Here is a 16,920-nt window from a genome sequence, read left to right on the forward strand (position 1 = left end):
AGGTGCGGCACCGGCACCGGCCGGTTTAAACGCCGAGGGCACCGGCGTCGCCTCGCGGCGGGACCGGTGCCCCGTTGACGTTACTGTTCCAGGCGCTCAATCCGGAGAGTCCGGATATGGAGCCTCATCCGTGGAGGGAGCTTCAGGCCGAAGCCTTGCTTGCGTCACCTTCGAGGTTGCCCACGAAATCAGAAGCGGCACCTTGAACTGCACCTACTTGCCCGGCGAATTTTCTGCCGGACTCGTCGTCGATGAAATCTCCGACCTTATTCGATGCCGTCCTTGATGGCTTCTTCATTGCCGCCAATGAGGTCCTGAGCTTTGCCCTTCAGATCGTCAATTAATCCCACGGGCACCTCCCTTCAGTCGCGGAGCCAGTTCGCTCCTCCGTTTTCGATCCTAACTCCGGACCTCGGGGGTGCCAAGGCCTGCCCGGACGAAAGGCTTTCGCTATCAGGGAACCTGGTGCCGGGGACTACCCGGGTTCATGAGCGAATGTCGGCGGCCGTAGCTGAAGTAGATGGTCAGGCCGATGACCAGCCAGACGACGAACCGCAGCCAGGTCTCCCAATGTAGTTGGACCATGAGGAACCCGGAGGCGAGGACGCCGAAGGCCGGGACCACAGGCATGAGCGGCAGCCTGAAGGACCGCGGAGCCTCCGGTTTCGTGTAGCGGAAGACGATCACGGCGAGGCATACGACGACGAACGCGGCGAGGATGCCTATGTTGGTCAGGTCCGCGACGGCCTTGATGGGAAAGACGCCGGCGAGGCAGGCTGAGGCTATACCCGCGATCCAGGTGACGCGTTGCGGAGTGCCGTGCCGGTCCGTAGCGGCAAACCACCCGGGGAGCAGTCCGTCGCGGCTCATCGAGAACCAGACCCGCGTCACGCCCAGGAGGAACGTGAGCATGACGGTCAGGATCGAGAGCACCGCGAACACGGAAATAATTGTGGCGATTATCGGCAGGCCCACTCCGGTGAAGGCGGATGCGAACCCGGCCGTGGGGTTGATGTCCTTGTAGTTCTGCATGCCCGTCAGAACCAGCGTGGCCGCCACGTACAGGAGCATCGCGATGATGAGGGACAGCACGATCGCCTTGGGCATGTGCTTCTTGCCGTCGGTTGCTTCCTCGGCCGCAGTGCTCATCGCGTCATATCCGAACACCGCGAAGAAGACAGTTGCCGAGCCCGCGAGCACGGGGCCGAATCCGCTCGGCATGAACGGCGTGTAATTGTTCGTGTTGATGTAAAAGACGCCGAGGCCGATGATGAACAGGATCAAGGTGACCTTGATTGCCACGGCCACGAGTTCGAACCGGCCGAACGCCTTGGTCCCGCGGCTCAGGATCCACGTGACAAGCAAGCAGACAAGGATGGCCGGCAGGTTGATCACGCCGCCTTTGCCCTCGTCGGCAGTCGATGTCATCCAGGCGGGCATGTGTATCCCGATTCCGGACAGGAATGCGTCAAAGTAGCCGGAGATGCCGATCGCGACGACGGCGACGATCGCGGTGTACTCGAGCAGCAGGTCCCAGCCGATGAACCAGCCGATGATCTCGCCCAGGGCGACGTAGCCGTAAGTGTAGGCCGAACCGGCGCGGGGATCATTCCAGCAAACTCGGCGTAGGAGAGCGCCGCGGCGGCGGAGGCCAGGCCGGCGACCAGGAACGAGACCAGGACAGCCGGGCCGACGCCCGGAGTGTCCGTGCTTCCGTGGGCGACGAGGCCGGCGAGGGAGAAGATTCCGACGCCGATGATGCCGCCGACTCCGATGGCCGTCAGTTGCCATAGGCCGAGGCTTTTGAAAAGCCCGCTGTTCTTGCTTTCCTCCTCGATCTCGTCAATCGGCTTTTTCCGCATGATCGAACGGGCGAGCGTTTCGTGGTCCACGGGTACTCCTCCTCTCGGTGGGGGGGACCTGGATGTCTGAAGGTAAGTATGCGAGCTAAATCGCAAGGGAAACAGTGGTTTCTTTTATTGCGTGGCCCGAAAACGCAAAAGCGGCTGGAAATAAAAAAGCGGCTCCGGGGAGCCGCTGTGTAAAACGTGGATTTTATGGAGCGGACGACGAGATTCGAACTCGCGACATCCACCTTGGCAAGGTGGTGCTCTACCAGCTGAGCTACGTCCGCATGATGCCTGACCGGCTATTGCCGGGTGTGCATCAACAAGCAAGTTGCCTTGCTCTGGTGGGCGATACTGGGATCGAACCAGTGACCTCTTCCGTGTCAGGGAAGCGCGCTACCGCTGCGCCAATCGCCCCGATCCGGCTGATGTGGCCGGTCGGGTTCCGGATGCTTAAGGACCCGGTCTTGAAAAACGGCCCTGTGGTGGGCCGTAAACAAGCGAGCGGACGACGAGATTCGAACTCGCGACATCCACCTTGGCAAGGTGGTGCTCTACCAGCTGAGCTACGTCCGCATGATGCCTGACCGGCAATTGCCGGGTGTACATCAACAAGCAAGTTGCCTTGCTCTGGTGGGCGATACTGGGATCGAACCAGTGACCTCTTCCGTGTCAGGGAAGCGCGCTACCGCTGCGCCAATCGCCCAAAGCAAACCGGTATGGACCGGAAACCAAGGTTCTCACCGAGGTGGGTACGGGATTCGAACCCGTGTATACGGCTTTGCAGGCCGCTGCCTCGCCTCTCGGCCAACCCACCGTGTAAGCACGATTCCTGGTGGATCCAAGAAGTCCATGCCGTGACAGTGTCCTGCGAGCGGACGACGAGATTCGAACTCGCGACATCCACCTTGGCAAGGTGGTGCTCTACCAGCTGAGCTACGTCCGCATAGTCTTAGTTCGGCGACCTGTCCGCAGGGGGCATTCCGTCGCTTTCCGACGAGTAAAAACTCTATAGGAGGTTCCGGGAAACTCCAAATCGATTCTTCCGCGCGGGGTGGCGAGGGCTCGAGTTCCTTGCAATAGCGCGGATTTTTTGAGTTACACGTTTGTGATTCACCGCCATTCGTTGTCTGGTTTGCGCCCGCCGTTGTTCGTGCGTTTTCCCGATTTTTGAATTCCGGCCGGGGTCGGTTAGTCTTCTTGTGCACGGGCGATTGGCGCAGTGGTAGCGCGCTTCGTTCACACCGAAGAGGTCACTGGTTCGAACCCAGTATCGCCCACCAGGAAAAGAACCCCTCCAGTCGATATCGGCTGGAGGGGTTCTTTGCTTCCTGCCAGTGTCCGCGGCCCGGCCTATTGTCGACGTTCCGCATCGCCGGGCATGCCCGCCTTGATCCGGTCCATCACCGAGGAATCGGCGAGGGTGGTGACATCACCGATCGGCCGGTCCTGGGCTACGTCCTTAAGCAACCGTCGCATGATCTTCCCGGAGCGGGTCTTCGGCAGTTCCGGCACCACCATGATCTGGCGCGGTCGAGCGATCTTGCCGATTTCCTTCGCTACATGGTCGCGAAGCTCCTGGACAACCTCAGGTCCTCCGTCGCCCGCTTCGCTGCGCAGGATGACGAAGGCAACGATTGCCTGGCCGGTGGTTTCGTCGGCGGCCCCGATGACGGCGGCTTCCGCGACCTTCGCGTGGGAAACAAGGGCCGACTCGATTTCCGTCGTCGAAAGCCGGTGTCCGGCAACGTTCATCACGTCATCTACCCGGCCGAGGAGCCAAATATCCCCGTCTTCGTCCTTCTTCGCCCCGTCCCCCGCGAAATAGAGGCCTGGAAAGCGCGACCAGTAGGTATCGACGTAACGGTCGTCGTCGCCCCAGATGGTGCGCAGCATGGAGGGCCACGGTTCCCGTAGGACGAGGTAGCCCCCTGCCCCGTCAGGGACGGGGCTGCCGGCGTCGTCCACGACGTCGGCCACGATACCGGGAAGTGCCTTCATGGCGGCGCCCGGTTTGCCCGCCGTAACTCCGGGCAGGGGACTGACCAAGATGGCTCCCGTCTCTGTCTGCCACCATGTGTCCACCACCGGGGTCCGGTTGTGCCCGATGTTCTCGCGGTACCAGATGTATGCGGCGGGGTTGATCGGTTCGCCGACTGTGCCGATCAAGCGGAGGCTGCCGAGGTTGTACTTGGCCGGGATCTGTGCGCCCCACTTCATGAACGTGCGGATGGCAGTCGGGGCGCAGTAGAGGATCGAAACTTTGTATTTGTCCACGATTTCCCACCAGCGGCCCTGGTGGGGAGTATCCGGCGTGCCCTCGTACAACACGGAGGTGGCTCCGTTGGCCAGCGGCCCGTACACGATGTAACTGTGCCCGGTAACCCAGCCGATGTCCGCGGCGGTCCAGAAAATGTCCGATTCCGCCTTCAGGTCGAAGACGGCCCAGTGGGTATAGGCGCATTCGGTAAGGTAGCCGCCAGTCGTGTGGAGGATGCCTTTGGGCTTGCCCGTGGTCCCCGAGGTGTACATCACGTAGAGGGGATGTTCGGCGTCGAAATCTTCGGCATGGTGTTCGGTCGACGCTTGGTCCACCGAGTCGTGCCACCAGATGTCCCGGCCGGGCGTCCAATCGATGTCCTGCCCGGTGCGCCGGACCACCAGGACATTGCGGACATCGGGACAGTCCAGCAGGGCTTCGTCGACGGCGGATTTCAGCCCGACAACCTTTCCGCGGCGGTAGGCGCCATCGGACGTGACCACGACCCGCGCGTCGCAATCATGGATCCGTGTTCGGAGGGCATCCGCGGAGAATCCGCCGAAGACCACCGTGTGCGGGGCGCCGATCCGCGCGCACGCGAGCATTGCCACTACGGTCTCCGGAATCATGGGCATGTAGATAGCCACCCGGTCGCCGGCTTTGACCCCCAGGTCGGTCAGGGTGTTCGCGGCCTGGCAGACCATGTCCGTGAGCTGGGCGTAGGTGATCGTCCGGGTGTCTCCGCCCTCACCTTCGAAGTAGTAAGCCACTCTGTCGCCGCGCCCGGCCGCGACGTGCCGGTCCAGGCAGTTGGTGGCCGCGTTTAGCCTGCCTCCCACAAACCACTTGGCGAATGGCGGGTTGGACCAGTCCAGGACCTGCGTCCATTCGCGCGACCAGTCCAGCCGCCGTGCTTGTTGTGCCCAGAATGCCAGCCTGTCGCTCGCGGACGCTTCATAGTCCGACGACGTGGCGTTGGCTTGGGCTGCGAATCCGGCGTCCGGTGGAAAGCGCCGGTGTTCGTGCAGGAGGTTTGCGAGTGTCTCCTCGGAAGCGTCTGGTTGTGTGGCCATCCTTACCGACGCCCCACCGAAAGCACGGTTCGCTTGAAGGTGGAGTTTGCCACCACCGCGAGCGAGCAATACCAAGCAATGAGGGCGGTGATGATGCCCAGCCAGCCACCCAGCATGGTCAATCCGCTTGCAGCCGTGAATGCACCGATGAACAGGGCGATGAAAGTAAGTGTCAGGAAGACGAAGACGGCGAAGACGCCCATACTGACGCGCCAGGAAGCAATGGTCATGTATGCCGTGAAGATTGCCCAGCCGAGGAGATAGAGTCCGACCGCCTTGCCGGCGTCGGCGGCTGGAAGGTTCGCAGCCGTGAACTGGCTCAAGAACCAGAAGGACAACCAGAATGCGCCGTATGAACAGAAGGCCGTAGCGCCGAAGACGTTGCGGTTTGCGAATTCCCAGATGCCGGCTCCGAACTGGGCGATGCCGCCGTAGAACAGGGCTAGGCCGAGCACTACCGGTTCGTCCGCTTTGGGAATGAGTCCCGCGTTTATTGCGCTCAACACAAATGTGGTCATCGCAAAGGCACCCAGGCCAAGCGCCGCAGGATCGGCGAATGCAGGAACGATGCCTGCCTGTGCCGATGCCGTGTTGCTTTGTGCACGTGCCGCAGGATCGGCGCCTGCCTGTGCCGATGCTGTGTTGCCTTGTGTTGGTACGGGCGTTTCAGCCCTGCGACCGCTCCCTGCCGGGAAAGTTCCCGCTGCGGAAGTTGATTCGACACTCATGGTACGACTCCTTGGTCCGCACCAGCACCATCGCTGGTGACTTATACCAGAGTACACCTAGCTTCGCAAGGGAATACTTGTCGTAGGTTGTGGTAAAGGTCACTACACTATGTGACTCAAGTCACATACATTGTCGGCCGGCGATGGCCGTAAGCGGCCGTTCCGCAGGCATCACGCGCGCCGGCCCGCCCTCACCACGCGGTTCCTTCCGAGCGATTTTGCCTCATACAAAGCAGCGTCCGCGGCCGCGATCATCGTGGTGAGGTCGACGGCGTCGGCGGGACTTGAAGCGACTCCGTAGCTGACGGTCGGAAGCTGCATTTTGTCGAGGCTTTCTGTAGCTGCCAGGGCGCGGCTGATGTCGGCCGCGATGCTCTCGGCCCGTTCCTGCGTCGCTCCGGGCAGGAGCAGGATGAACTCTTCGCCGCCGTATCGACCGACGACGTCGGTGGCCCGCACGGATTCGGTACAGGCATCGGCAAACGCCTTCAGGGCGGCGTCGCCGGCCGCATGCCCGTAGACGTCGTTGATGGCCTTGAAGTGGTCAAGGTCGGCCAGGATCAAGGAGGCAATGGATCCCGTCGCCTGCAGGCGCTTCAATTCCTTGGCTGCGAGGTCAAGGAAGGTGCCGCGGTTGAGCAGGCCCGTGAGGTTGTCGCGGGCGGCGCGTTCGCTGAGCCCGTTGATCAGTTGGTCGTTGCTGAGCGCGGTCATGCTGAACGAGACAGCGACAAGCAGCACCAATGTGACCAGGCTTGCAATGGATGGGCCGAAGTACAGTCGGAAATCCGGTCCGGATTGTCCTTCCGCGAGAAACAGCACCCAGCGGCCGAAATAGTAGGTGGCGAGGAACCCGGCGGCGATGGCCATGGATTTGTGGACATGGGAGTAGCTGGAATCCAGGCGCCAAAGATCCAGTGAAGCAAGGCCGATTCCTACAGTCATGAACCCCAGGTACGCGAGTCCTCCGGACCAGGTGTTGGTGCCCGGTCTGTCCAAGAGCGAAGCGAACACCGTAACGGCGCAGGCGGCGGCGAGTTGCCATCGGGGTGCCGGGAGCATCCGCAGCGACCTCGCACCGGCCCAGACGCTGAATGCTCCTCCCACGAGCAGCGCGTTTCCGGACGGGTTCGCCCACACTTGGTGCGGCGTCCCGTTGAGTAGAAACGCGGAGTTCCCCGTGAGGAAGAACAGAAGGGCGATGCACCACCAGCCGTTGTAGGCCGATCGTGTTCGGCGGAAGGACGCGTAGAACAGCACCAGCAGGGTGAGAGCGACCACGCCAAGTGCAACTCGCAGCGTTGTTATATCGAGGACCATTATTCGCTCCCGTAGCCAAAGACGAGACCAATTATGGCATCGCTCGTCGAACAATGCGCCCCATCATTCACGACAGTCCCATTCGTTACACGCGCAGCGGCGGAGCAGTGGTCTGGCCGTTCACTGTCAGGGGTATGTGAAAGAGTTTTCCTATGACAGATCCACTGCTTGCCCATGCCACTGAGTACGGCCGGATGTATGCCCGGTCCACTTCGGAAACCTTCTCGGTGCCGTCCATCACCACGGTGATCGGGCAGCAGGCCCATGACCTGGACGGTTGGTTCGGTTACATGGGGGCCAGCAGCCTCGCGAAGGATCCGGAACTCCCGCAGCATCTTTCCAGTCCGGCGAAGATGCGGCAGGCGGTCAATAAAGCGGCCAAGGCAGCCGAAGCCTATCGGGACGATGCCGCCCGTCGCGGCGACCGGGTCCACGGCTATTGCGAGCAGGTCGCCCTTCGCGCGCTCGGACGTCCGCATCGGGTGGACGAAGCACGCGCCGAGCTCGTTTCGAACGGCGAGGAAGCCTTTGCCGCCCGGTTCGACGAGTGGTGGGAGTTGTATCGGGTTGAACCGATCGCACCGGAGATCACCGTATGGAACGCGAGCGTCGGCTACGCGGGTACCTTGGACCTCGTCGCCAAGATCGGCGGCCGTGTGTGCCTCATCGACTACAAGACCAAGGGAACCACGCGCGATGGAACCGTGAAGCCCCTCGACAACAAAGTGGTCATGCAGTTGGTGGCGGGCATGAAGGCGGAAGAGAGCCTTGTCGATCCCGTGGCAGGGGAGTGGGAACCTTGGCAATACGGAGAGAATCCGATCCTGCTTGCCGTAGCCATCGGTGAAACCGAAGTGCGTCCGCAACGGGCCAACCCGGATGTCCTCAAGCGTTACTGGTGGAAGTTCTGCGCCTTGAAGAGGGTGTGGGAAATGTCTGCCGACGTCTCCTCGGCGGGAACGGCCCTGCTCCCGGTTGCTCCGCCGTCGTACCCTGCCGCCGCCGCAGTGGCAGGCTCCACTAAACTGGCTTAGCTCCCTCGTTGCGGGGGATCGAAGTTTGCCGATCGTGAGGAAAGACAGCAGATGGCCATTTTGAGTATCCGTATCATCGGCGACCCCGTTCTCCGCACGGTTGCCGAGCCAGTCACGGAATTCGGACCTGAGCTGGCCAAACTCGTGTCGGACATGACCGAAACCATGGAAGACGTGGATGGCGCAGGCCTCGCGGCCCCCCAGATCGGTGTGAGCCAGAGGGTCTTCACCTACCGTATTGGCGGGGTGGAAGGCCACATCATCAACCCGGTTCTGGAGAACAGCGAAGAATTCCAACCGGACGAGGTGGAAGGCTGCCTCTCCATTCCGGGCCTGGCGTTCCCGGTCCGGCGTCACCAGACCACTCGGGCCACCGGCGTCGACCTCAACGGCAATCCGGTGTCCATCGAGGCGGAAGGCATGCTTGCGCGGTGCTTCCAGCATGAGACTGACCATCTCGACGGAATTCTCTTCACGGACCGTTTGGAAGGCGAGGACCGGAAAACCGCGTTGAGGGCGATCCGTGCAGCGGACTACCACTCAGTCACCGAACAAACCACGGCCAAGCGCGCCACGACAGTTGCGTCGAGTTTCGGCAGCTTCGGGGTTGCCGAGTGAGGGTGCTCTTCGCCGGCACTCCCGCGGTTGCCGTTCCATCGCTCGAGGCTTTGATCGGGGCCGGTTTTGACGTCGTTGCCGTGCTCACCAGGCCGGATGCGCCTACCGGCCGCAAGCGGATCATGACACCGTCTCCGGTTGCCGCGCGGGCATCGGAGCTCGGCATCGACCTCATCCATGCCTCAAAGGTGGATGCTGGCGTCACGGAGCGGATCGCCGGCTATCAGCCAGATGTTGCCGCGATAGTCGCATACGGCGGGCTCATTCCGAAGGCCGCACTCGGAGTGCCACGCCATGGCTGGATCAACCTCCACTTTTCCCTGCTTCCGGCTTGGCGGGGCGCGGCACCGGTGCAGCGCTCGGTCATCGCAGGTGACGACGTCACGGGTGCTGCGACCTTCCTCTTGGAGGAGGGCCTGGACACCGGGCCTGTTTTCGGCACCCTGACCGAAACCGTGCGTCCGGAAGACACCGCAGGTGATTTGTTGGAGCGGCTTTCGCTGAGTGGCGCTGTCTTGTTGAGCCAGACGCTCTCCGCCATCGACGCCGGCAAGGCGGCTCCCCAGCCCCAACAAGGTGACGTCTCACTCGCCCCGAAGCTGACGCTCGACGACGGCCGGCTCGACTGGAGGCAACCGGCCCTCGCGATCAACCGACGGTCCCGCGGTGTCACGCCGGAGCCGGGGGCGTGGACCATGCTGGATGGACAACGGGTCAAGCTGGAACCCGTGGCCATGCGCCCCGATGTCCGCGACCTCGCGCCGGGCCACCTCAGGGCTGAGGGCCGGAACGTTTTGGTCGGGACTGGATCCCACGCGGTGCAACTTGGCCGGATCCAGCCTGCGGGCAAGAAAATGATGCCGTCGGCCGATTGGGCCCGTGGTTTGGCAACACCGGAAAACGTGGAGTTTGAATGAATGAGTCAGGCCGGCGCGGCCCCAATACCGGCGGAAACCGTGGGGACGGCCACAACAGCCGCGGTGCCCGCGGCGAAAGCCATCGCAACGCCCAAGGACGCGAACGCAACCGGGGCCCCCAGCGCGGTTTCTCGGCCAATGCTCCGGCCCAGCGAACCCGCCGGGCCGATCCCGCGAGGCTGGTGGCGTTCGAGGTCCTTCGCGCAGTCGCCTCGGAGGATGCGTACGCGAACCTGGTCTTGCCCGCGCGGATCCGCCACCACCATCTGGACAAACGCGATGCCGGCTTTGCCACTGAACTGAGCTACGGGGCCCTGCGTGGCCAAGGCACGTACGACGCCGTGCTCGCGAGGTGCGTCGACCGTCCGCTCTCGAAGCTCGATCCCGCGATCCTGGATGCGCTCCGCCTTGGCGCGCATCAACTGCTTGCCATGCGCGTCCCCGCCCACGCCGCCTTGGACCAGACCGTCGGCCTGGCCCGTGCCGTCATCGGAGCCGGTCCGTCCTCCCTTATCAACGCCGTGCTGAGAAGGGTCAGCGCGAGGTCGTTGCCGGAGTGGCTCGATTACCTCCTGGAGGACGAATCGGACGAGACAAGAATTGCTTCGATCCGCCACGCCCATCCGGAATGGATCGTCCGGGCGCTGCGCCAGTCGCTGGTCGCCCATGGGCGCCCTGCAAACGAAATCACTGAATTGCTCGACGCCGACAACGCCGCCCCCGTGGTGAACCTCGTGGCTCTCCCGGGAATAGGCAACCTTGACGAAGCATTCGAAAACGGTGCCACGGCCGGCGAACTCGTCGCGGACTCCGCGTTGTCCAGCGGAGGCGACCTTGGCCGTATGTCATCCATCCGCGAAGGCACCACACGGGTCCAGGATGTCGGATCGCAGTTGGTCGCGCGCGCCGTCGTCGGAGTCGAGCTCGGATCCGCGACCGGGAAGGGCGAGAAGTGGCTGGACCTATGCGCCGGCCCCGGCGGCAAAGCCGCGCTCCTTGCCGCGCTGGCCCACCGGGAGGGGGCGACCCTCCTGGCCAATGAACCAGCAGAACACCGGGCGAAACTGGTCCGCCAGGCCCTCGGGGCCGTTCCCGGCGACACATGGACCGTTCGCGTCGGCGACGGGCGCGACGTCGGCAAGGAGCAGCCGGGGACGTTCGACCGGGTTCTCGTAGACGTTCCATGCAGCGGCCTCGGTGCGTTGCGACGCCGGCCTGAGTCGCGCTGGCGCCGGACGCCCAAGGACCTCGCCGATCTCGGTCCTTTGCAGCGTGAACTGCTCAACTCGGCCATCGACGCCGTGAAGCCAGGCGGGGTGGTGGCTTACGTCACCTGTTCGCCGCACCCGGCGGAGACCACCGCCGTCGTGGGCGATGTCTTGCGCAAACGGACCGACGTCGAACAGATCGACGCCGGAGCCGCCTTGGATGCCGTGAGCCTCACCGGTAGCCTCGGCGCCGGGCACGAGTTGTCAGCCCAACTTTGGCCGCACGTGCACAGTACGGACGCGATGTTCCTGGCCCTCCTGAGGAAGAAGCCGTAACCTTCAGCGGCCATCCCCGGCCGATAGCCGCCCGCGCCTAAGCTGGAACGGCGAGACCGACACCAACCCAGAGGGAACTGCCTTGACCCAGTGCTGCATCAACCCGAGCATCCTTTCCGCGGACTTCGTGAACCTGGAAGCCGAGCTGAAAAGGATCAGCAACGCCGACGCCGTGCACGTGGACGTGATGGACAACCATTTTGTCCCGAACCTGACACTCGGCCTGCCCGTCGTGGAACGGATCCAGGCGGTCAGTCCCGTTCCGCTGGATGCCCACCTGATGATCGCCGACGCCGACCGCTGGGCACCGTCCTACGCGGACGCTGGGGTGGCTTCGGTGACATTCCACGCTGAAGCTGCGATCGCTCCCGTCAAGCTCGCCCGCGAACTGCGCGCCCGCGGCTCGAAGGCGGGGATGGCGCTCCGCCCGGCCACGGCCGTGGAGCCGTATTTGGACATGCTCGGCGAACTGGACATGCTCCTCATCATGACGGTCGAGCCCGGCTTCGGGGGGCAGTCCTTCCTGGACATCACGTTGCCGAAAATCCGTCGGGCACGGGCTGCGATCGACGGATCCGGCATCGGCGTCGCATTGCAGGTCGATGGCGGCGTCACCGAGGAGACCATTGTCCGGGCGGCCGAGGCGGGAGCGAACGTCTTCGTCGCGGGCTCCGCCGTCTATGGCCATGACGACCCCGCCGCGGCTATTGACCGGCTGCGCGCGGCCGGCGTGGGCGCAATGTGACAATAATGACGCACAGGGCTGCAGCCAGGCGGGGGAATACATTGTCCGCGCCGCCGGTTGTGGCACAATAGCAAACACACATTACGTGCTCCGGGGTCGGTGTAATTCCGAACCGGCGGTGATAGTCCGCGACCCGCGAGCCATAGCGGTTCCTGCAAAGGAGCCGCGAAGGCGGACGGTTGAACTGGTGGAATTCCAGTACCGACAGTTAAAGTCTGGATGGGAGAAGCACGTACAGTCTTGGCTCGGCGCCTTGCGCGCCTAGTCCTAAGCTGTCGTACACCCCCGGAGCCATCGCGGCATTCGAGGGAAGGAACGGCATGGACTTTCTGCGATGGCTCTTCGAAGCACAGATTCCCGTTGGCGGATCTGTTTTGGTGCTTCGTGAAGTGCTAGGCAACATCTTCGGGCTCACCAGCGCCTTGGGCGGCATGCGCCGCAAAGTCTGGGCATGGCCTATCGGAATCGCGGGCAATCTGCTCCTGCTCACGGTCTTCCTCGGCAACGTCTTCGGTACGGCTTCTCCGGCAACCCTGTGGGGTCAGGCCGGACGGCAAGTCATGTTCATCGGTGTTGCCGTTTACGGCTGGTACCGCTGGAGGCAGGGCCTTCGATCGGCTTCCCAAAACCGGGCCATCGTGCCGGGCTGGGCGAGTCCGGCTGCCCGAATCCTTTTGGTGGCAGCCATGTTCGCCGGAACTGCGGCACTGACACCACTCTTCGCCTCACTGGGCTCCTATCCGCCAGTGTGGGCGGATGCCTGGACGTTCATGGGGTCGCTACTGGCCACCTACGGAATGGCGCGCGGTTGGACCGAGTTCTGGCTCATCTGGGTTGCCGTGGACATCGTTGGAGTGCCGCTCCTGTTCAGTGCGGGGTACTTCGCCAGCGCGTTCATGTACCTGTTTTACGGTTTCTTCACGCTGGCTGGATTCTTCGTCTGGTGGCGGGCTGATCGACGTGAACGCACATCGCGAACCGGTGGCCTCGAGCCGACACCGGCAGGAGCCATGCCATGAGCGAGTCCATTAACGTGGCCTTCTCAACAGCGGAATCAGAGGCCATGGAAGCCGCTCTGCACGTCGCGCTCAGGGGACACAGGGGTGCCAATCCGCTGGTCGGAGCCGTTGTGCTCGGAGCGGACGGGAAGCAGTTGGTCACGGGATACCACCGTGGCGCGGGCACCGCCCACGCCGAGGCGGACGCCATAAACAACGCGCAAGCAAAGGGCCTGGACCTTCGCGGCACCACCATGGTGGTCACCTTGGAGCCGTGCAACCACACCGGCAGGACCGGCCCTTGCGCGCGGGCCATTATCGACGCCGGAATCTCGCGTGTGGTCTACGCCGTCGACGATCCCCATGACCGTGCCGCCGGTGGTGCCCGCACGTTGCGGGCGGCCGGCGTCGACGTGCAGTCCGGCCTCGGCGCCGAGGAAGCCCACGCGCTGAACCGTGAGTGGTTTGCCGCGGTCGGAGCCAGGCGTCCGTTCGTTACGCTCCACATCGCCCAGACCCTCGATAGCAGGATTGCGGCCACGGACGGGACGAGCCAGTGGATCTCAAGCCCGGAATCCCTTGCCGACAACCATGGTTTGCGCAGGTTGATCGACGCGATCCTGGTAGGCACGGAAACAGTACGGGTGGACAACCCCCGCTTGACGGCCCGGGAACCCGACGGCCGGGAATCCGAAAGCCAGCCCCTTCGGGCGGTCATGGGATTGCGGGAAATTCCCGCCGATGCCGCAGTGCGCGGAACAGATGGAAAATTCGTCCATTTGCGCACCCGGGAGCCGGCGGAAGCCTTGGATCTGCTTTTCGCCGAGGGCGTCCGCCACGTCATGGTGGAGGGTGGATCCCGCATCCTCAGTGCGTTCCTCGCGGCCGGACTTGTGGACGAGATGATCATCTATCTCGCGCCGACCCTGCTGGGCTCAGGCAAAGCTGCCTTGGGGGACCTCGGAATTTCGACCCTGGCCGAAGCCCAGCACTGGACCTGGGACGACGCAGCCGGCGGCGCGGTCCATGCCCTGGGGCGGGACCTTCGCTTGCATCTGCGATCCGGACCAGTTGACGGAAACAACCCCGCGTGGACCACGTCCCGCGACCACAACAAGCCACTTCCGGGCAAGGATGCCACGGATTCCACCACAGGAGGACACTGATGTTTACCGGAATCGTTGCCGAACAAGGCACCGTCCTGTCCGTCGAACACGAGGGCGGGACGAGCGCGACCCTACGCCTGAAGGCACCGACCACCACGGAAGGCCTCGCGCTGGGCGGCTCCATCGCCGTCAACGGAGTATGCCTGACGGCCACGGAAATCGACGGCCAGGAATTCAGCGTCGACGTCATGGGCGAGACCCTCGTGCGCACCACTATCGGCGAACTCACCGCTGGCGACACAGTCAACCTTGAGCGCTGTGTCCAGGCCGGCGGCCGCTTGGACGGCCACGTCGTCCAAGGGCACGTGGACGGTGTGGGCGAGCTTCTCGAGCGTGAATCCCTCGGAAACTGGGACCGTCTTCGGTTCGGCGTCCCGGCCCCGTTGGCCCGCTACATCGCCGAAAAAGGATCGATCGCCGTCGACGGCGTTTCGCTCACCGTTACGGCAGTCAGCCCGGCGGCTGAAGCCAATCCGTGGTTTGAAGTGGGCCTCATTCCCACCACGCTGGATGAAACCGGGCTGGGCGCGAAAGCCGCAGGAGGCAGGGTAAACCTCGAAGTCGACGTCCTCGCCAAGTACACCGAGCGACTGCTGTCCTTCCGCCCGACCGCGCAGGCAGAGGAGGCCGGACTGTGAGCGCCGAACATAACCAGGGCACTACCGCGGTGCGTCAAGGCCTGGATCCCGTCCAAGCGGCCGTCCAGGCGATGGCCGCAGGACGACCCGTCATTGTGGTCGACAACGAGGACCGCGAGAACGAAGGCGACATCATCTTCGCCGCCGAGCATGCCACGCCGGCGCTGATGGGTTGGACGATCCGCTACAGCTCCGGTGTCATCTGTGTTCCCCTTGAGGGCGCCCGGGCCGACGCCCTCGCGCTTCCCCCAATGGTCTCGGTCAACGAGGACGCCAAAGGCACTGCCTACACTGTGTCTTGTGACGCGGCTATAGGAGTGAGCACCGGCATTTCGGCCACCGATCGGGCCTTGACGGCGCGGATCCTGGCCGATCCCAGCAGCACTCCGTCTTCCATCACCCGGCCCGGGCATATTTTTCCGCTTCGGGCCGTTAATGGGGGAGTGCGTGAACGTCCGGGGCACACGGAAGCGGCGGTTGACCTTTGCCGGCTTGCAGGCCTTGCCCCGGTGGGCGTGATCGCCGAGTTGGTGCACGACGACGGTGAAATGATGCGACTGGACAGCCTCCGGGAGTTCGCTGCCGAGCACGGGTGTCCTCTGATCTCGATTGAGGACCTCGTAGCTTACGTAGCGGCTTCGGAAGGCGGGGACCAGGCGGCAATTCCGGCAGTAGACGAGGAGCAGCGATGACCACATCGACAAAGCACGACGGCGGCAGCGCGACAGGTGCCCCCCATCCGGTGAGCGGTGGACCGGTAGTACAGTTGCCCACCGCTTTCGGCGAGTTCGTGGCCCAGGCATGGACCGACCTCGTAACCGGCGTCGAGCATTTGGCGGTCAGTTCTCCCGTCGCGCCCCGGGCAGGCAGGGCCCCCTTGGTGCGCTTGCACTCCGAATGCCTCACGGGCGACGTTTTCGGCTCCTACCGCTGCGATTGCGGCGAACAGCTCGCCTACGCGTTGGAGCTCATCGCCGAAGAAGGCGGCACCCTGCTCTACCTGCGCGGCCAGGAAGGGCGCGGCATCGGCCTGGCGAACAAGATCAAGGCCTACGCCCTCCAGGAGGCTGGATTCGACACCGTAGAAGCCAATGAACAATTGGGCCTCCCGGTCGATGCGCGTTGCTACAAGGCCGCCGCCCAGATCCTGGCCGAAATGGGCCTTCATGAGATCCGGCTCCTGAGCAACAACCCGGACAAGCAGAACCGGCTGGCCCAGGCAGGCGTGAAGGTTGTTGAGATGGTTCCCACCGAGGTTCCGTCCCGCGAACAGAACCTGCGCTACCTGCAAACCAAGAAGGACCGCATGGACCATCGCCTGACGCTTGGCGAAACCGAGCCCGCCGGCACCCATGCCAGTGGCACGACCTTTGATCACGAACAAGACTGAAGCGCATCCTCAAGACTGAGCTGCACTCCCACAACGAACGGACTATCGCACACCCATGAGCGGACACGGCGCCCCCACCATCGACTTGACCACCCTCAATCCGGAGGACACCCGAGAGCTTAAGCTCGCCATAGTGGCAGCCAGCTGGCATACCCAGATCATGGACGGGCTGCTGGACGGAGCCTTGCGCGCAGCGAAGGAAGCCGGCATCGCCGAGCCGACTGTGCTGCGCGTTCCGGGCTCCTTCGAGCTTCCCGTCGCCGCCGCACGCCTCGCCCCGCACTTTGATGCTGTTGTGGCGCTCGGGGTGGTCATCCGCGGTGGCACACCACACTTCGACTATGTGTGCCAGGCGGCGACGTCGGGCCTCACCGACGTGAGCGTTCGCACCGGCGTGCCGGTTGGCTTCGGAGTCCTCACCTGCGACAACGAACAGCAGGGCCTGGACCGCGCCGGTCTCGAGGGGTCCTCGGAAGACAAGGGTCATGAGGCAGTCACCGCCGCGCTTGCCACGGCCCTGACCCTCAAGCAATACAGCTAAGCGGTCGACGAAAGGGATGTGGCGGCCCCCGTTCGCGGCATCGCTACCACGTGCGAAGCATCGAGCCGGGAGGTTTATTGTGTGTTCGATCACATCCCTTT

The 16,920-nt window shown here is 63.6% G+C and carries 14 protein-coding genes, 7 tRNA genes, 2 pseudogenes and 1 riboswitch; of the genes and pseudogenes, 12 read left to right on the top strand and 11 right to left on the bottom strand.

Going from position 1 to position 16,920, the window contains the following annotated elements:
- Positions 1-142: 142 nt before the first annotated feature.
- From ABCW42_RS08480 to ABCW42_RS08515, 8 genes and pseudogenes are all read right to left on the bottom strand, one after another.
- A pseudogene (locus tag ABCW42_RS08480) lies at positions 143-350 on the bottom strand (antitoxin).
- Between the two features lie 103 nt (positions 351-453).
- Positions 454-1,862, bottom strand: a pseudogene (locus ABCW42_RS08485) (amino acid permease).
- A gap of 196 nt (positions 1,863-2,058) precedes the next feature.
- Positions 2,059-2,134 (bottom strand) — tRNA-Gly (locus ABCW42_RS08490).
- Between the two features lie 55 nt (positions 2,135-2,189).
- Positions 2,190-2,264, bottom strand: a tRNA-Val gene (locus ABCW42_RS08495).
- Positions 2,265-2,350: 86 nt separating this feature from the next.
- Positions 2,351-2,423, bottom strand: a tRNA-Gly gene (locus tag ABCW42_RS08500).
- A gap of 55 nt (positions 2,424-2,478) precedes the next feature.
- Positions 2,479-2,553: transfer RNA gene (locus ABCW42_RS08505), tRNA-Val, on the bottom strand.
- A gap of 40 nt (positions 2,554-2,593) precedes the next feature.
- Positions 2,594-2,664, bottom strand: a tRNA-Cys gene (locus ABCW42_RS08510).
- 56 nt (positions 2,665-2,720) lie between these two features.
- A tRNA-Gly gene (locus ABCW42_RS08515) sits at positions 2,721-2,793 on the bottom strand.
- 262 nt (positions 2,794-3,055) lie between these two features.
- On the opposite strand from ABCW42_RS08515, the gene ABCW42_RS08520 reads away from it, so the two are divergent.
- Positions 3,056-3,130: transfer RNA gene (locus ABCW42_RS08520), tRNA-Val, on the top strand.
- A 70-nt stretch (positions 3,131-3,200) separates the two neighbouring features.
- Here ABCW42_RS08520 and acs read toward each other — a convergent pair.
- From acs to ABCW42_RS08535, 3 genes are all read right to left on the bottom strand, one after another.
- The gene (gene acs / locus ABCW42_RS08525) at positions 3,201-5,180 is read right to left on the bottom strand and encodes an acetate--CoA ligase (RefSeq protein ID WP_423184420.1); all 1,980 of its coding nucleotides are present in this window, start codon (positions 5,178-5,180) and stop codon (positions 3,201-3,203) included.
- Between the two features lie 2 nt (positions 5,181-5,182).
- A complete protein-coding gene (locus tag ABCW42_RS08530; RefSeq protein ID WP_423184421.1) occupies positions 5,183-5,908 on the bottom strand; it encodes an acetate uptake transporter in 726 nt (241 codons plus the stop codon).
- Between the two features lie 171 nt (positions 5,909-6,079).
- The gene (locus tag ABCW42_RS08535; protein WP_423184422.1) at positions 6,080-7,228 is read right to left on the bottom strand and encodes a diguanylate cyclase; all 1,149 of its coding nucleotides are present in this window, start codon (positions 7,226-7,228) and stop codon (positions 6,080-6,082) included.
- Between the two features lie 152 nt (positions 7,229-7,380).
- On the opposite strand from ABCW42_RS08535, the gene ABCW42_RS08540 reads away from it, so the two are divergent.
- From ABCW42_RS08540 to ribH, 11 genes are all read left to right on the top strand, one after another.
- Positions 7,381-8,262, top strand: coding sequence for a cytochrome (locus ABCW42_RS08540; protein WP_423184423.1), 882 nt, complete (start codon positions 7,381-7,383; stop codon positions 8,260-8,262).
- 51 nt (positions 8,263-8,313) lie between these two features.
- Positions 8,314-8,880: a peptide deformylase gene (gene def, locus ABCW42_RS08545; protein ID WP_423184424.1), complete on the top strand. Its 567-nt coding sequence runs from the start codon at positions 8,314-8,316 to the stop codon at positions 8,878-8,880.
- Positions 8,877-9,797: a methionyl-tRNA formyltransferase gene (gene fmt, locus ABCW42_RS08550; RefSeq protein ID WP_423184425.1), complete on the top strand. Its 921-nt coding sequence runs from the start codon at positions 8,877-8,879 to the stop codon at positions 9,795-9,797. Before def ends, fmt begins: the two co-directional genes overlap by 4 nt.
- Positions 9,794-11,341, top strand: coding sequence for an RsmB/NOP family class I SAM-dependent RNA methyltransferase (locus ABCW42_RS08555; protein WP_423184426.1), 1,548 nt, complete (start codon positions 9,794-9,796; stop codon positions 11,339-11,341). Before fmt ends, ABCW42_RS08555 begins: the two co-directional genes overlap by 4 nt.
- 82 nt (positions 11,342-11,423) lie before the next feature.
- Complete coding sequence (gene rpe, locus ABCW42_RS08560) at positions 11,424-12,086, top strand: ribulose-phosphate 3-epimerase (RefSeq protein WP_133202661.1); 663 nt, start codon at positions 11,424-11,426, stop codon at positions 12,084-12,086.
- 81 nt (positions 12,087-12,167) lie between these two features.
- Positions 12,168-12,322, top strand: a riboswitch (FMN riboswitch).
- Positions 12,323-12,406: 84 nt separating this feature from the next.
- On the top strand, positions 12,407-13,105 hold the full coding sequence (pnuC, locus tag ABCW42_RS08565) for a nicotinamide riboside transporter PnuC (protein ID WP_423184427.1): 699 nt from the start codon (positions 12,407-12,409) through the stop codon (positions 13,103-13,105).
- Positions 13,102-14,250 carry a bifunctional diaminohydroxyphosphoribosylaminopyrimidine deaminase/5-amino-6-(5-phosphoribosylamino)uracil reductase RibD gene (ribD, locus tag ABCW42_RS08570; protein ID WP_423184428.1) on the top strand — a complete coding sequence of 383 codons (1,149 nt, stop codon included), beginning with the start codon at positions 13,102-13,104 and terminating at the stop codon, positions 14,248-14,250. Before pnuC ends, ribD begins: the two co-directional genes overlap by 4 nt.
- Positions 14,250-14,888: a riboflavin synthase gene (locus tag ABCW42_RS08575; protein WP_423184429.1), complete on the top strand. Its 639-nt coding sequence runs from the start codon at positions 14,250-14,252 to the stop codon at positions 14,886-14,888. The genes ribD and ABCW42_RS08575 overlap by 1 nt, the downstream gene beginning before the upstream one ends.
- 71 nt (positions 14,889-14,959) lie before the next feature.
- Positions 14,960-15,580: a 3,4-dihydroxy-2-butanone-4-phosphate synthase gene (gene ribB / locus ABCW42_RS08580; protein ID WP_423184840.1), complete on the top strand. Its 621-nt coding sequence runs from the start codon at positions 14,960-14,962 to the stop codon at positions 15,578-15,580.
- Positions 15,577-16,278, top strand: coding sequence for a GTP cyclohydrolase II (ribA, locus tag ABCW42_RS08585; protein WP_423184430.1), 702 nt, complete (start codon positions 15,577-15,579; stop codon positions 16,276-16,278). The genes ribB and ribA overlap by 4 nt, the downstream gene beginning before the upstream one ends.
- Positions 16,279-16,333: 55 nt before the next feature.
- Positions 16,334-16,819 carry a 6,7-dimethyl-8-ribityllumazine synthase gene (gene ribH / locus ABCW42_RS08590; protein WP_423184431.1) on the top strand — a complete coding sequence of 162 codons (486 nt, stop codon included), beginning with the start codon at positions 16,334-16,336 and terminating at the stop codon, positions 16,817-16,819.
- Positions 16,820-16,920: the final 101 nt, after the last annotated feature.

The organism is Arthrobacter sp. NyZ413 (assembly GCF_049390645.1).
Lineage (GTDB): Bacteria > Actinomycetota > Actinomycetes > Actinomycetales > Micrococcaceae > Arthrobacter.

Bases quoted from the DNA above. Each gene is read 5' to 3' on its own strand.
- acs (WP_423184420.1), bottom strand. From the start codon at position 5,180: ATGGCCACACAACCAGACGCTTCCGAGGAGACACTCGCAAACCTCCTG.
- ABCW42_RS08530 (WP_423184421.1), bottom strand. From the start codon at position 5,908: ATGAGTGTCGAATCAACTTCCGCAGCGGGAACTTTCCCGGCAGGGAGC.
- ABCW42_RS08535 (WP_423184422.1), bottom strand. From the start codon at position 7,228: ATGGTCCTCGATATAACAACGCTGCGAGTTGCACTTGGCGTGGTCGCT.
- ABCW42_RS08540 (WP_423184423.1), top strand. From the start codon at position 7,381: ATGACAGATCCACTGCTTGCCCATGCCACTGAGTACGGCCGGATGTAT.
- def (WP_423184424.1), top strand. From the start codon at position 8,314: ATGGCCATTTTGAGTATCCGTATCATCGGCGACCCCGTTCTCCGCACG.
- ABCW42_RS08555 (WP_423184426.1), top strand. From the start codon at position 9,794: ATGAATGAGTCAGGCCGGCGCGGCCCCAATACCGGCGGAAACCGTGGG.
- pnuC (WP_423184427.1), top strand. From the start codon at position 12,407: ATGGACTTTCTGCGATGGCTCTTCGAAGCACAGATTCCCGTTGGCGGA.
- ribD (WP_423184428.1), top strand. From the start codon at position 13,102: ATGAGCGAGTCCATTAACGTGGCCTTCTCAACAGCGGAATCAGAGGCC.
- ABCW42_RS08575 (WP_423184429.1), top strand. From the start codon at position 14,250: ATGTTTACCGGAATCGTTGCCGAACAAGGCACCGTCCTGTCCGTCGAA.
- ribB (WP_423184840.1), top strand. From the start codon at position 14,960: ATGGCCGCAGGACGACCCGTCATTGTGGTCGACAACGAGGACCGCGAG.
- ribA (WP_423184430.1), top strand. From the start codon at position 15,577: ATGACCACATCGACAAAGCACGACGGCGGCAGCGCGACAGGTGCCCCC.
- ribH (WP_423184431.1), top strand. From the start codon at position 16,334: ATGAGCGGACACGGCGCCCCCACCATCGACTTGACCACCCTCAATCCG.